The organism is Chitinophaga deserti (assembly GCF_003149455.1).
In the GTDB taxonomy this organism is placed as follows: domain Bacteria; phylum Bacteroidota; class Bacteroidia; order Chitinophagales; family Chitinophagaceae; genus Chitinophaga; species Chitinophaga deserti.
In genome coordinates this window covers 335215-349590 of record NZ_QFFK01000004.1, presented here as the reverse complement: position 1 = coordinate 349590, position 14376 = coordinate 335215, and the positions used below count along the sequence as shown (strand labels likewise).

Below are 14376 nucleotides of genomic sequence, written 5' to 3'. Positions count from 1 at the left end.
CAGTTCATTTCATACATCGCCGGCCGGGATAAGGAGCATAACGTACCTTTCCCGGCCGGTTTTTCTTTACTTCACCCCGGTTTCATGATAAGTTCAGTATAGATTGGTGGAATGTTGAATCCGGGAAATGGCTACTTTATTTAGACAGGCTAAACCAACTCATCGGAGTGCGTACAGCGATAAACGGTGTATTTATCTCCTTGCCGGTAAGCAAATAACAGGTAGGATTTACCTGCCTCAAAAAGGAAGGTACAATTAGATAAATCTTTGTCTTTAAAAGCCAGCACCTCCCCTTTCTTTACATCTCCTTTCAAAACTTCACTTACGGACACAGTGGCTTTGCTACCTTTGTAATATCCTTCTGCTTCATCTTCCGTTTTCGTAACATGGACTATCAGCACATACTTACTTTCATCCGCATTCACGGTTACGGGTTTCATGAGGCAATCGCAGGCACTTGAGCGGGGACTGATACAAAGTAATAACAAGATGAGGGTAAAGAAAGACAGGTAAGTTTTCATAGGTGTTAATATGTAATGGAATTATAAAACTATCCAGGCAATTAGGGATGCAATCACAACTAATCCAATCGTCCCATTAATGTAGCTATCATCGGCCAGCACTTCTTTGAACGGTCGCCTGCAACCTGTCACCACCCAACGGATAAATGCGCCGGGACATTGAAAGATCGTGAGGATCAATACTTCTGCCAGTATTTCGAGGATTATATCCATAGGTAATGCTATTAAAGATACGCTATTGCTACAACTCCTTCACCAGATGCGTAAAGTTCTTCCAATACAGGAATTGTTTAACGGATTTCAGGATAAATTGCTATTGTAACAACTCCTTCACCACATGCTTATAATTCTTACCAAGGGGTAATTGCTTTCCGGATTTCAGGTGAATGATGTTGCCTTCGATGGCGCGAACATAGCGGCGGTTGAGAATGAAAGATTTATGGATACGGACGAAGTTTTCCTGCGGCAATTGCTCTTCGAAGCTCTGCAGTGTGCGCGGGGTGAGCAGGAAACGCTCCGCTTCCCAGACTTTCACGTAGTTGCCGAGGCTTTCCAGGTACTGCACCTGCTCCAGCTCCACCTGCACCCATTTGCGGTCGCTTTTAATGAAAAGATGCCCCGGCGCTTCCGTAACTACAACACCCTGCGGTTCTGTAATCGTTACATGATGCACACCCGGCTGCCGCATATTGTACATAGACTGTGCGCGGTTCACTGCTTTCAGGAACCGGTCAAAGCGGAAGGGTTTTAATAAGTAATCGCACACTTCCAGCTCGAAGCTCTCCAGCGCATGCTCTTCATATGCCGATGTGATGATCACAAGGGGGCGGTGCTGCAGCGTGCGCAGGAAATCCAGTCCGTTCAGCCGCGGCATACGGATATCGAGGAAAATAAGGTCTACCGGACGCTGGTTCAAGAAAGCCAGCGCCTCCGTAGCCAGATGGCACTGCCCAACGATCTCCACGAAAGGAACATCGCGGGCGTATTGCAGGATAACGTCGTGCGCAAGGGGCTCGTCGTCTACTATGAGGCATTGCAAACTCATGGAAAATCAATGATAAGTTCCGCGATAAATGTATGATTTTTTGCGCCGGTTTGGAGTGAATGCCGTCCGGGGTATAACAAACCCAGTCGCCGCCGCAGGTTACCCAGGCCTATGCCGGGCACTTTTTCCACTCCCTGTTCAAAGGAATTCTCACAGCGGAAACGGAGCTGCCGGTCGTCTATATACAGCTGTATATGCAACATGGCCCCTTCAGCAGAAGGCTCCACCCCGTGTTTGAAGGCATTCTCTACCAGCACTGCCAGCAACAGCGGGGCAATGGTACGTGCAGGAAACCGGATATTCTGCTCAAACCGGATATCGGCCAGCCGCTTCAGGCGGATCTCTTCCAGGGCGATGTAGTTTTCGAGGTATTGCGCTTCTTCCACCACTTTCACTTCTGCTTCTTTCCCTTTATAAATCACATACCGCATCAGCTCCGACAGACGCAGGATACTATCCGGTGTTTTCCCGGATTGGGTAAGGCTCAGGGCATACAGGTTATTCAGCGTATTAAAGAAAAAGTGGGGGTTCAGCTGTTGCTTCAGCAGATCCAGCTCTGCCTGCGCTTTCTCTTTTTCCAACGCTGCAATTTTACTGTTCTGCCTTCCCCATTGGAGGGCCACTACCAACGGTAAACTGATCAGCATAATCATGATGGCTGCGAATGCGTTTTCCATCACAAAGGGATTGGAATGGAAGATACCTCCCAGCGTTTGATTTATTGGCAGCCACAGCAGCAGTTGCGCTACTATGGGGTAGCAAAGTCCCGCCACTGCCAGGAGCCCTCCGGCATAAAACACGATACCATATCTGCGTAACACCTGCGCCACCAGTATGCGGCTGTTGATTAAGAAGAAGAGGTACCCGCAGGCGTACATGAAAGTGAACTGCAGGGCGAAGGAAATGAAGGTCCACCAATGGCGGATGATCGCCGGAAGACTGAACTCGAACCCTATCAGCAGAAAGCCCGTTTCGTGGTACTTCGGATTATCCATGCTGGACACGGCCATTGCCGCCAGCGTTACCGCAATCAGGGCAATGGTAAACATCAGGGCCTTTTCGAGACTGATGCGCCTGAACCAGCGGGTATGCCCCGCCTTTCGTCGTGCGAGGGTATGAAGTAATACGACCACTTCCAGCACCATGGTTCCAATAGCCGCGATAACGAAACACCCGTTCAGAACCCCGGGGATGTGGAGGCTTTCCATGCCCAAAGCCAGACTGAACAGTGCCGCAGGCAGCAAAAGTAACCATATCAATACCTGTTGCCACGGGCTGCGTGATGCGAAGATGCTCCGCAGCTGAATATATATGATGACAGGTAACTGGCTCAGAGCCACCAGTGCGATTAGCAGGAAATACATTCCCCAACGGCCGCCGGGTGCTTCCAGTGTATAAATGGCTGCCACCCAGGCAACCCACCCGGCCAGCAGGCAGTACTCCAGCCGCCGCATATTTATCAGTCCGTTTTCCGGTTGTGCTGTTTCTATCATGCCTGTTAAAAGAAATCAATCTCAGGATGTTGGGCAAAAGATAATGACGAACGCACTGGTTTTGATGACGAAAGAAAGGCTTCCATAAAATCCCGGAATATATACCCTTCGTCATGTGCGCTGATGTGTTCGGCATATTCAATTTTCTGCCGGAAAGGAAGCGGATAATTTACTGGTACATTAAAAACGACTGATATGTCCCGCCTCCAGATTCACCAGCTTACCAAACGATATGGCACGGTTACCGCGCTGAACGGAATATCGCTTTCCATTTCCAACGGCATGTTCGGCCTGCTTGGTCCGAATGGTGCCGGTAAATCCACCTTAATGCGCACCATCGCCACACTGCAACCGCCAGATGCAGGACAGATACTGCTCGATGGTACCGATATCCTCCGCCAGCCGGCATTCCTCCGCAGCCGCCTCGGCTACCTCCCGCAGGATTTTGGCGTATATCCCCGCACCTCCGCCCTCTCCCTCCTCCATCACCTCGCCGTGCTGAAAGGCATTACCCATGCCGGAGAACGCCGCGAACAGGTGGATTCCCTGCTGCAGCAAACGCACCTCTACCACGTCCGCAAGCAATCTGTAAGCACCTTTTCCGGTGGTATGCGGCAGCGCTTCGGAATTGCGCAGGCATTACTGGGTAATCCCCAGCTTGTGATTGCTGATGAGCCTACCGCAGGCCTCGATCCGCTGGAACGTAACCGCTTTCACGACCTGCTCTGCGAAGTGGGGGAAAACATTGTAGTGATACTGAGCACCCACATCGTGGAAGATGTGCATGACCTTTGTCCGGATATGGCGATCCTCTCCGGAGGCAGTATCATCCTCCGCGGCAAACCCGCTGAGCTGACGGATTCCCTCCGTGGAAGGCTCTGGCGCAAAACGGTAGAAAACAACGCCGTAGCGGCGCACCAGCAGGCATGGAACGTAATATCCGTAAGGCTTTCCGCAGGCCGGAAACAGGTATTCGTATTATCTGATACGGAACCCGGACAAGGTTTTGAACCGATTGCACCCGGACTGGAGATGGTCTATTTCGCAGCACTGGACGGAGCCATGCGCCCGGAAAAGGAGGCGGTGGTATGCTAACTAAACTACTCACTTTCGAAACCGGATATCACTTCCGGCAAATTGCCTGGTGGCTGGCAGCGGCAGCTTTCTTTGGGCTGGGGCTTGTTACGGTACGCGGTAATTTCGGGGGCGACGGGGTACTACGCAATTCACCGTATGCTATTACTGTAGTGGTAAGCCTGTTATCGCTCTGCAGCATCTTCGCCGCCACTGTTTTCAGTGCCGGTCCGCTCCTGCGGGATAAAGCTTACCGGATGGATGCGCTCATCTTTGCAACGCCTGTCCGCAAAGCGCAGTATTTCGGGATTAAATTCGCGGGACTTTTTGTGGCAGTGTTTAGCCTGTTATGCCTCGCCACAATTGGTATATGGGCTGGCAGTATGACACTGGGCAATGCTTACCGCGGGGCTTTCCAATTGCAAAATTACCTGCACCCTTTGCTGGTGTTCGGTTTGCCCAACGTGCTGTTTACCTGTGTAATCCTTTTCAGTATTGCCATGCGCAGCTGGAATGCGAAGGCGGTATATGCAGGGGGCGTACTCTTGTACATCCTCTACCTTGCGGCTTCCATTATGGGCGGATCGCCCCTGCTGGCCAGCTCCACCGGCGATGGACAGGGAATCCTCCCCGCACTCACAGACCCTTACGGGCTTGCCCCCTTCTTTGGCGGCACCCGTAACTGGACCGACGCGCAGCGGAATACGCAGCTCTTCCCCCTCACCGGCACGCTGCTCCTTAACCGCTCTGTCTGGGCATTGCTGGCCACAGGGATACTGCTGCTATGCTACCGCGCCTTCCGGCTTAATACGGCTCCTGCAGCTACTAAAGAAAAGGTAGTAAAAGAAAAGGATGTGATCCCCGTTCATTACGCTACCGTATATACGCAAACATCCGGTTTACCGTACCTCCTTTCAGCATTCGGCGCCCGGTTAAAGCTGGAAGTAAAAGCTGTGTGTTTGCATGTACCTTTTCTCCTGTTACTCGCATTATGGACTTTCCTCATGACCGTGGAACTGCAGGGCTCCCTGTTTTCAGGCATGTACGGTATCCGGTCTCTCGCCGGAACCGGGCAAATCGTGCAGGACCTGATGGCCGTACGCCCCGCCATATTGCTCATTATTTTCTACGCCGCCGAGCTGGTATTCAGTGAACGCAGTTACCGGATAGATGGTATCATTCAAAGCACCCCCTTACCACCCGCATTACTTTGGGCGGGTAAATGTGGCGCCCTGGCCGTGATGGCTGTGGTGCTGGTGACCGTAAATATCTTCATCGGCATAGTGATTCAATCAGTTTATAGTGACTTACCGCTGCAATGGGGTGTTTTTGCCTCATTATACTGGTACACGGCATTTCCCCTTGCCCTGCATGGCGTACTGGCCGTATTTATCCTCACCATTGTAAGACACAAATTCGCCGGTATGCTGGTGTGTTTTGCCGTGATATTGCCCGTATTATTCGGATCACGCTTCGGTACGGAGCATCCGATGTTACGCTATGCCCTGCCACCTGATTTCAAATGGTCGGACATGGATGGGTTTGGGCGTATAGCGCTGGTATTTGGATGGAAGATGTTGTATTGGGGATCACTGGCTGCCGTAATGGCAATACTGACCATAAAGGCCTGGCAGCAGGGCCTGAAAGGATTGTTATCGGGATGGAAACCCGCTGCATTAATTGCCTTACCGGCATGTGTACTGGTTTTCCTATCCACCGGTGGCTACATATACAAGCGGATGCATACAGACGGGCACTATACCAGTAATGATGCCTCCGACAAATGGAGTATCGGCTATGAGAAAACCTTCCTTCCCCTCGCACCGGAACATACACCTGATATCACCGCCGTCACTACCCACATCCACCTGTTTCCGAATTCCGGGAAATATTCGGTAGATGGGGAATACATCATCCGCAACAATTCCACAGCGGTTATTGATACCCTGCTAACCGGGGTGAGTCCGGAAGTACAGCAATGGGATCTTATTATTTCAAATGCAAAGGTGATTGAAGATAACGCCCGCTTCCAGGTAATACGGCACCTGCTGGCAAAGCCCCTTCAGCCGGGAGATTCCATGCGTGTGGCATTCCATCTGGAGGCAGACCGTTCTGGGTTTGTTAAGTTTAACAGTGAGCATGCTGTGGCGCGGAATGGCAGTTACATTGAGTTCGGTAAGTACCTTCCCTATTTTGGTTACAATGCAGGTTATGCACTGGAAGGGGGCAATGCAAGGGCTGAGGCACAGCTGCCGGAAGTAACTGTTTTTTCCATGCCCGACAGTCAATACCATCTCATTCATTACCGCACAACCATTACTACGGCTGAAGACCAGACAGCCCTGGCTCCCGGGGAGCTCATCCGCAGCTGGAAGGCGGATGGAGAGGCGCATTTCCGGTATGAAACGGAAGGTCTGGCTACGGAAGGGCTCGCCATCAGCTCGGCCCGATATGCAGTGAAAACGCTGCAGCATAAAGGTCGTGATCTGAAAGTGTATTATCATCCTGCCCATACCGCCAACCTGTCTGCCATTCTGGAAGGCATGCGTGCGTCAATGGATTATTGCGAAACCAATTACGCGCCGTATCCCAATGCTACACTGGTGATGGCTGAAATCCCCCACTACCCCGGCGCCGCTACAGCCTATCCGGGATTAATGTTTGCCAAAGAGCAGGTCCTGTTCACGGCCGATTACCGTGATACGGCGAAAGTGAACTTCGCCTTCACCACTGCCGCCCACGAAACCGCACACCAATGGTGGGCTGATCTCCTGACGCCGCGTAGTGATTCCTCCTATAAATTCCTCACGGAAACAATGGCCAAACATATTGAAGGGCGTGTACTGGAACAGGGCTACGGCCGCGCAAAACACCTCCAGTACCTTGCGGCAGACAGGAAGCTCTATCTCGGTATGCGCAGCGGGAACGACCTCCCCCTTATTAAACCAGCAGACCAGTTCTGGGTATCGTATCAGAAAGGCGCCCTCGCCATGGATTCGCTGACACTGGTAATGGGAGAAGCCCGGGTGAATGCAGGTATGCGGGAGCTGATGCGGTTGCACACGCCGCCCTATTCCAAACCCAATGCCGGTATGCTGATGGAGATCTGGGAAAAGGATGCATCCATAAAAGAAAAAGACTTGCTCGACCGCTGGTTCCGGAAGTACGACTCTCAGTAACATCACCTGTCATAATCCGGACAACTACCTGTACAATACCGGACACATAACTTAAATGATTATACGTATATATTTTGGAAGCAATGCATGATATTGTGGCATCCCTTTCGCGGGATGCCATTTGCTTAATACTTCCTTTATGCTGCGGAACTACCTAAAAATTGCCTGGCGCAACCTCCTGAAGCACCGCCTGTTTACCTGGCTCAACCTTACCGGGCTTTCGGCAGGACTGGCAGGAACTATCCTGATCTTCCTCTGGGTATCCGGTGAATGGGCTACCGACCGCTTCCACGACCAGCAAAGCCAGCTGTTCCAGGTAATGGAGCACCGGCAGCATAGTGAAGGCATTCGAACAACCCCGGAAACCGCTGCCCTGCTGGCCGAGGCATTGAAAGCGAATGTTCCCGGCATTAGTCTGGCTGCGGTTAGTACACCACCGTCGTGGTTCTCAAAAGTGCTGGTGTCTTCAGGTGATAAAGTGCTTAAAACTCCGGGCATCTTTGCCAGCGGCGATTACTTCCGGCTCTTCTCCTACCCTTTCCTTGCAGGTTCCGCCGCTTCTGCGCTCAATGGAGCCAATGGTGTGGTTATTTCCCGGGAACTGGCAGTGAGCTTGTATCAGTCGCCCGAAGGGGCTATGGGTAAAACACTGGAATGGCAGATCGATGATACAAAAAGGAAAAGCGTGATCTCAGGGGTGTTCGGTCAGCCTGCAGCACCGGCCTCCAGTCATTTCGATGTGGTGTTTGCTTTTGATGCTTTTAAAACCATCATGCAGATCACCGGCACGCTGAACAGCAGCAACAGTAATGGTCCGTTCCTTACATATGTACGCACAGCTCCCGGAGTATCCATCCCTGCGCTGAATAAGGATATCAGCAGGATGCTTCAGGGGAACAGTCAGGGTACGGCGCGGAACATGTTCCTCCGTCCGTTTGCGGATGGTTATCTTTTTGATCAATACGAAAACGGGATACAATCCGGTGGCCGCATCACTTACCTGCGGCTTTTTACCGGCATTGCCATCTTCATCCTCCTCATTGCCTGTATCAACTTCATGAACCTTTCCACGGCGCGTTCTGCTACGCGTATGAAGGAAATGGGAATCCGCAAATCGATGGGTGCAGGCAGGCACACGCTGGCATTTCAGTTTCTGGGGGAATCGGTGATGATGAGCTTCCTCGCACTGTGTATTGCCTTGTTAATCGTATTCCTGTTACTTCCATCATTCAATACCCTCACGGGAAAACAACTCTCCTTCCCTGCTGATACCAGGGTGCTGCTTATGCTGCCGGCAATCGCTCTCGTAACGGGATTGCTGGCCGGAAGTTACCCGGCGCTGTATATGTCGGGCTTCGATCCGGTGGCAGTGCTGAAAGGTAAGCTGCCCGGAATGGCAGGCGGACAATGGGCACGCCGGGCACTGGTGGTATTCCAGTTTTCGTTGTCTGTTTTATTTATAGTGGGCGTGCTGGTGATGCACCGGCAGTTATCGTACGTACAACACCGTTACCCCGGCTTCAACCGGGAACAGGTGATACATTTTGAAGCTGAAGGAGGTATTGCCGCACATAAAGAGGCTTTCCTTGCCGAACTGCGGCGCACGCCTGGTGTGGTGAATGCAGGCGGGGTTGTAGGGCACGTGCTGGGAGGAGCAGCCTCTATCGGTGTAACGGATGCGCAGAAGAATACGGTAATGTTCCGCTCTATGCAGGTTTCAAACGGACTACTCGAAACATTGGGCATGCAAATGAAGGAAGGACGTAGTTTTTCCGCCGCTTTCCCGACAGATACCGGCCGCATTATCCTGAACGAAGCTGCCGTGAAAGCCCTGGGCCTGAGTGCACCTTCAGGTACCAAAATTATTTTTGGCGCCAGGACTGTAGAAGTGGCCGGTGTAGTGAAGGATTTTCATTTCCAGTCGTTGCATGAAACCATACAACCTGTAGTGATCCGCCTGGAACCGCTGTATAATACTATTATGGTTCGGCTGGCGCCGGGGAATAACAAAGCCACGCTTTCTCACATAACTACACTATTCAGGCGCTGGAATCCCCAGCTGCCTTTCGAATACAGCTTCCTGGATGCAGATTATGAAGCGCAATACCTGGCTGAGAACAGGGCAGCGCGGCTGTCGGAGTACTTTACCATGCTGGCGGTTTTAATATCCTGTCTTGGTTTATTTGGTTTGACCGCCTTTACGGCTGAGCGCCGTGGCAAAGAAATGGGGATCCGCAAAGTGCTGGGTGCGAAAGCCTGGCAGCTGATGCTCCTGCTGGTGCGGGATGCCCTGAGGCCTGTGGGCGTAGCTGTTCTGCTGGCACTGCCCATCGCATGGATACTGATGGAACGCTGGCTGGAAGGCTTCGCTTACCGGATCGATATGCAGCCCGGCTTATTGTTACTGGCAGGCGCCTGTATGCTTGGGGTAACCCTGGTCACTATTGCATGGCAAACTATTTCCGCGGCCCTTGCGAATCCGGTTCGGCAGTTGAAAGAGTAAGAAGAATGTAAATCAGCGTGGCATTTCAATTCCTGCGACCGGGGCTTCATAACGAAACCTGCGAAGAACGCAGGTCTCGTGTAGTTCAAGGGGGGTTTTGGAGTCAACAAAGATATATTCATGTGAGATACTGCAACGCTGAATCATGGCGCGCAGAGTCTGTCCTCCCCTATATGATTATTGAAGACACAGAAAAAATTAAGTGCGGTAAATTGGATAAAATATTTACTTGTCAGTACGCTGGCAGATAGCGCCAGGTTTGCATTAAAAAGCTGCTAATTCAGAAGATGGGCACGGGTAAACAGAAACCGGATTCGGTATTTAACCTCTTCCGTTCATTCTTTTCATATCTTTTACGATACCTTTTCGTTTGTCCTGATTTTCGGAAATACTCTGAACGATTACAGGGATGATGTCAGGCACTTCAATTTCAAATGCCCGGGCAAGACTTAAAACTTCATCCATGGTCAGGAGATTTGGTAGTTTCACTTTACGGTAAAGCGTGTTCTTATGTATCCCTGCATCCTGGCTAACAATCGTAACGGGGATGATCTCGAAGATATCTGTGAATTTTTTTATCTCCCTGGCTTTGATTAATGTCCTGACTGCATTATATCGGTTGTCTTTCACAAATTTTCTACTTTACATAGGAAATTAAATAGATTTAATCGGATTCGAGAAAGTAACACCATATATCATAATCAGTTCACAATATGTAGAACAGATGATACCATATATGGGAATATGTACCCATTATATATGACACCCTTACTCTATTCATTTCCCCCACAAAGAATATACCCCGGTCTTAGTTCACGACTTAATTAACAATAACCAGCCCCTCGATTTACAGTTTCATGACACCCATGAACTGACAGTTTCTTCATTATTTTGTCAAATCGCCCTGATTCTTAGATTACTCGCAGAAATAATCGAGAAAATGTAAATATTTTTTAACAATTTTACAGTTACATTACATAAATCGTAAAAAATGAGCCAACAACCCGCTACATTATTTGACAAAGTATGGGATGCGCATGTAGTCCGGAAAATTGAAGACGGGCCTGATGTGTTTTTCATTGACAGGCATTTTATCCACGAAGTAACCAGCCCCGTGGCTTTTCTTGGGCTCGAAAACCGTAAGCTCCAGGTAATGTTCCCGAACAAGACCTTCGCCACTGCGGATCACAATACTCCAACCATTAACCAGCACCTTCCGGTTCAGGACCCTTTGTCTGCCAACCAGCTGAAAGCGCTTGAAACCAATTCTGCCAAATACGGCATCTCCCACTGGGGCCTCGGCAATCCTAAAAACGGGATCGTTCACGTGGTAGGGCCCGAAAACGGTATCACCCTCCCGGGCATGACCATCGTATGCGGCGACTCCCACACATCCACCCATGGAGCCTTCGGCGCCATCGCCTTCGGCATCGGTACCTCAGAAGTGGAAATGGTACTCTCCTCCCAGTGCATCATGCAGCCCAAACCGAAGAAAATGCTCATCAATGTAGATGGCAAGATCGGTAAAGGTGTAACGCCTAAAGACGTTGTACTCTATATCATCGCCCAGCTCACAGCTGCAGGCGCCACCGGATACTTCATTGAATACGCCGGACAGGTATTCCGCGAAATGAGCATGGAAGGCCGTATGACGGTTTGTAACATGTCTATCGAAATGGGCGCACGCGGCGGCATGATCGCACCCGACGAAACTACCTTCGCCTACATTAAAGGCCGTGAAAAAGCTCCCCAGGGCGAAGCCTGGGATACTGCCCTCGCTTACTGGAAAACACTCAAAACCGACGAAGGCGCTGCTTTCGATGTGGTATATAACTACGATGCTGCCGACATTGAGCCGCAGATCACCTATGGCACCAATCCGGGCATGGGCATCGGTATTTCCCAGCGCATCCCCACCGCGGAAGTTGTGGGCGGCAGCAAAGCCAGCTACGAGAAATCCCTCGAATACATGGGCTTCCATGAAAATGATGCCATGATCGGGAAGAAAATTGATTATGTATTCATAGGCTCCTGCACCAACGGGCGTATTGAAGACTTCCGCGCTTTTGCATCCATCGTGAAAGGCCGTAAGAAAGCTGATAACGTTACCGCCTGGATCGTTCCCGGCTCACACATCGTGGAAGCACAGATCCGTGAAGAAGGCATCTACGACATCCTTACCGAAGCCGGCTTCCAGCTGCGCCAGCCCGGATGCTCTGCATGCCTCGCCATGAACGACGATAAGATCCCCGCCGGTAAGTACGCCGTTAGCACCAGCAACCGCAACTTCGAAGGCCGTCAGGGCCCCGGAGCAAGAACATTGCTGGCGAGCCCGCTCGTTGCAGCAGCCGCAGCGGTAACCGGTGTAGTCACCGACCCGAGAGACCTGATCGCATAATCATTCTTCTATTCACAACAGACACAAAAAAATGGCTTACGATAAATTCACCGTTCTCACCAGCACCGCAGTGCCCCTGCCCATCGAGAACGTAGATACAGACCAGATCATCCCTGCGCGCTTTCTGAAAGCTACAGAGCGCAAAGGTTTCGGCGATAACCTGTTCCGCGACTGGCGCTATAATAACGACAACACTCCCAAGCAGGACTTCGTACTCAACAACCCAATCTATTCCGGCAAAATCCTCGTAGCCGGCAAGAACTTCGGAAGCGGCAGTTCCCGTGAGCACGCGGCCTGGGCAGTATATGATTACGGTTTCCGTTGCGTAGTATCCAGCTTCTTTGCGGATATTTTCAAAAACAACTCCCTCAACATCGGTATCCTGCCCGTACAGGTAAGCCCGGCGTTCCTCGATAAGATCTTCCGCGCTGTGGAAGCTGACCCTAAAGCGGAAATCACCGTGAACCTGGAGCAGCAGTCCATCACCATCGCCGCCACCGGCGAAAGCGAATCTTTCGACATCAACAGCTATAAGAAGCATAACCTGATGAACGGGTACGATGATATCGATTACTTACAGGCGATGAAGGATGAGATCCGCGTATTCGCCGACAAAAGCAAATACTAAATGTCTGCCCAGCGCTATCTTGAGATCATGGACACCACGCTTCGCGACGGTGAGCAAACGAGCGGCGTTTCTTTCTCCCCTTCGGAGAAATTAACCATTGCTCAATTGCTCCTGACGGAAGTGAAGGCAGACCGCATAGAAGTGGCTTCGGCCCGCGTATCTGACGGGGAAATGGCAGCCGTTAAGGCCATCACCAAATGGGCGAAGGCCAACGATCTCCTTCACCGTGTGGAAGTGCTCACCTTCGTGGATGGCGACGTATCCATTCAATGGATGCAGCAAACCGGTGCCAAAGTGATGAACCTGCTTACCAAAGGATCACTCAACCACCTCACCCACCAGCTCAGGAAAAAGCCGGAACAGCACTTTGCCGATATCGCGGAAGTCATTAAGAAAGCCCGTAAGAAAGGGCTTGATGTGAATGTGTATCTCGAAGACTGGAGCAACGGTATGCGGCATTCCCGCGAATACGTGTTCCAGTACCTCGACTTCATCTCCACCCAGCCTGTGAAGCGCGTGATGCTCCCCGATACCCTCGGTGTGCTGACGCCCGCAGAATCTTACGACTACCTCGTGGAGATCGTGCAGCGTTATCCAAAGCTCCACTTCGATTTCCACGCGCATAACGATTACGACCTCGGCACCGCAAACGTGCTGGAAGGCGTGCGTGCAGGCGTACACGGTATACACCTCACCATCAACGGTATGGGTGAAAGAGCGGGAAATGCTCCACTCGCCAGCGCCATCGCCGTGCTGAACGATTTTATGCCCGGGGTGAAAACCGCCGTGGCCGAGAAATCCCTCTACAGCGTAAGCAAGCTCGTGGAAACGTTCTCTGGCATCCGTGTACCGGCCAATAAACCGGTGGTGGGAGAAAACGTGTTTACACAAACCGCCGGCATCCATGCCGATGGCGATAAGAAAAACAAACTCTACTTCAGCGACCTCATGCCCGAACGCTTCGGCCGCCAGCGCAAATATGCACTGGGCAAAACAAGCGGGAAAGCCAATATAGAAAACAACCTTCAGCAACTGGGCATCCAGCTGTCGGAAGCAGATCTTCGCAGGGTAACGCAGAAGATCATAGAGCTGGGCGACAAAAAAGAAGTGGTTACACAGGCCGACCTTCCTTATATCATCTCCGATATCCTCGACAGTAACACCATCGAGCAAAAGGTGCAGATAGAAGATTACGTACTCACCCACGCCAAGCACCTTAAACCCTCTGCCACCATACGAATCAGCGTGGAAGGCGAGCAATACGAGGAACATGCACAGGGCGATGGCCAGTACGATGCCTTCATGAACGCACTGAAAAAGGTGTATAAGAAAAGGAAAGAAGACCTGCCGCAACTCACGGATTACACCGTGCGCATCCCTCCCGGCGGTAAAACCGATGCACTCTGCGAAACGGTGATCACCTGGCGGCTGGCCAGTCAGCGTGAGTTTAAAACCCGCGGGCTCGACAGTGACCAGACGGTTTCCGCCATCAAGGCCACGCAAAAAATGCTGAACTTACTGTAAAAGAACAATAC

Annotated in this window: 11 protein-coding genes; 6 read left to right on the top strand and 5 right to left on the bottom strand. The window is 51.2% G+C overall.

Annotation, left to right across the window (positions count from 1 at the left end; translation table 11 throughout):
- Window positions 1-149: 149 nt before the first annotated feature.
- The 4 genes from DEV76_RS11220 to DEV76_RS11205 form a co-directional block, all read right to left on the bottom strand.
- Window positions 150-521, bottom strand: a complete 372-nt coding sequence (locus DEV76_RS11220; RefSeq protein WP_157962832.1) for a hypothetical protein — start codon at window positions 519-521, stop codon at window positions 150-152.
- 21 nt (window positions 522-542) lie between these two features.
- A complete protein-coding gene (locus DEV76_RS11215; RefSeq protein ID WP_109697994.1) occupies window positions 543-734 on the bottom strand; it encodes a hypothetical protein in 192 nt (63 codons plus the stop codon).
- A 100-nt stretch (window positions 735-834) separates the two neighbouring features.
- Window positions 835-1566: a LytR/AlgR family response regulator transcription factor gene (locus DEV76_RS11210; RefSeq protein WP_109697993.1), complete on the bottom strand. Its 732-nt coding sequence runs from the start codon at window positions 1564-1566 to the stop codon at window positions 835-837.
- Entirely contained in the window at window positions 1563-3059 is a 1497-nt protein-coding gene (locus tag DEV76_RS11205; RefSeq protein WP_109697992.1) for a sensor histidine kinase, read from the bottom strand. Before DEV76_RS11205 ends, DEV76_RS11210 begins: the two co-directional genes overlap by 4 nt.
- A gap of 195 nt (window positions 3060-3254) precedes the next feature.
- Here DEV76_RS11205 and DEV76_RS11200 point away from each other — a divergent pair, with 195 nt between their 5' ends.
- From DEV76_RS11200 to DEV76_RS11190, 3 genes are all read left to right on the top strand, one after another.
- On the top strand, window positions 3255-4154 hold the full coding sequence (locus tag DEV76_RS11200) for an ABC transporter ATP-binding protein (protein ID WP_109697991.1): 900 nt from the start codon (window positions 3255-3257) through the stop codon (window positions 4152-4154).
- The gene (locus tag DEV76_RS11195; protein WP_109697990.1) at window positions 4148-7312 is read left to right on the top strand and encodes an ABC transporter permease/M1 family aminopeptidase; all 3165 of its coding nucleotides are present in this window, start codon (window positions 4148-4150) and stop codon (window positions 7310-7312) included. The genes DEV76_RS11200 and DEV76_RS11195 overlap by 7 nt, the downstream gene beginning before the upstream one ends.
- 139 nt (window positions 7313-7451) lie before the next feature.
- On the top strand, window positions 7452-9815 hold the full coding sequence (locus tag DEV76_RS11190; protein WP_109697989.1) for an ABC transporter permease: 2364 nt from the start codon (window positions 7452-7454) through the stop codon (window positions 9813-9815).
- Window positions 9816-10136: 321 nt separating this feature from the next.
- On the opposite strand, the gene DEV76_RS11185 is transcribed toward DEV76_RS11190, so the two are convergent.
- The gene (locus DEV76_RS11185; RefSeq protein WP_109697988.1) at window positions 10137-10445 is read right to left on the bottom strand and encodes a hypothetical protein; all 309 of its coding nucleotides are present in this window, start codon (window positions 10443-10445) and stop codon (window positions 10137-10139) included.
- A gap of 361 nt (window positions 10446-10806) precedes the next feature.
- Here DEV76_RS11185 and leuC point away from each other — a divergent pair, with 361 nt between their 5' ends.
- The 3 genes from leuC to DEV76_RS11170 are packed head-to-tail and all read left to right on the top strand — an operon-like array spanning window position 10807 to window position 14365.
- The gene (leuC, locus tag DEV76_RS11180) at window positions 10807-12213 is read left to right on the top strand and encodes a 3-isopropylmalate dehydratase large subunit (RefSeq protein ID WP_109697987.1); all 1407 of its coding nucleotides are present in this window, start codon (window positions 10807-10809) and stop codon (window positions 12211-12213) included.
- A 31-nt stretch (window positions 12214-12244) separates the two neighbouring features.
- Window positions 12245-12841, top strand: coding sequence for a 3-isopropylmalate dehydratase small subunit (gene leuD, locus DEV76_RS11175; RefSeq protein WP_109697986.1), 597 nt, complete (start codon window positions 12245-12247; stop codon window positions 12839-12841).
- On the top strand, window positions 12842-14365 hold the full coding sequence (locus DEV76_RS11170) for an alpha-isopropylmalate synthase regulatory domain-containing protein (protein WP_232826932.1): 1524 nt from the start codon (window positions 12842-12844) through the stop codon (window positions 14363-14365).
- Window positions 14366-14376 lie beyond the last annotated feature (11 nt).

Bases quoted from the DNA above. Each gene is read 5' to 3' on its own strand.
- DEV76_RS11220 (WP_157962832.1), bottom strand. From the start codon at position 521: ATGAAAACTTACCTGTCTTTCTTTACCCTCATCTTGTTATTACTTTGT.
- DEV76_RS11200 (WP_109697991.1), top strand. From the start codon at position 3,255: ATGTCCCGCCTCCAGATTCACCAGCTTACCAAACGATATGGCACGGTT.
- DEV76_RS11170 (WP_232826932.1), top strand. From the start codon at position 12,842: ATGTCTGCCCAGCGCTATCTTGAGATCATGGACACCACGCTTCGCGAC.
- leuC (WP_109697987.1), top strand. From the start codon at position 10,807: ATGAGCCAACAACCCGCTACATTATTTGACAAAGTATGGGATGCGCAT.
- DEV76_RS11205 (WP_109697992.1), bottom strand. From the start codon at position 3,059: ATGATAGAAACAGCACAACCGGAAAACGGACTGATAAATATGCGGCGG.
- DEV76_RS11195 (WP_109697990.1), top strand. From the start codon at position 4,148: ATGCTAACTAAACTACTCACTTTCGAAACCGGATATCACTTCCGGCAA.
- DEV76_RS11190 (WP_109697989.1), top strand. From the start codon at position 7,452: ATGCTGCGGAACTACCTAAAAATTGCCTGGCGCAACCTCCTGAAGCAC.
- leuD (WP_109697986.1), top strand. From the start codon at position 12,245: ATGGCTTACGATAAATTCACCGTTCTCACCAGCACCGCAGTGCCCCTG.
- DEV76_RS11215 (WP_109697994.1), bottom strand. From the start codon at position 734: ATGGATATAATCCTCGAAATACTGGCAGAAGTATTGATCCTCACGATC.
- DEV76_RS11210 (WP_109697993.1), bottom strand. From the start codon at position 1,566: ATGAGTTTGCAATGCCTCATAGTAGACGACGAGCCCCTTGCGCACGAC.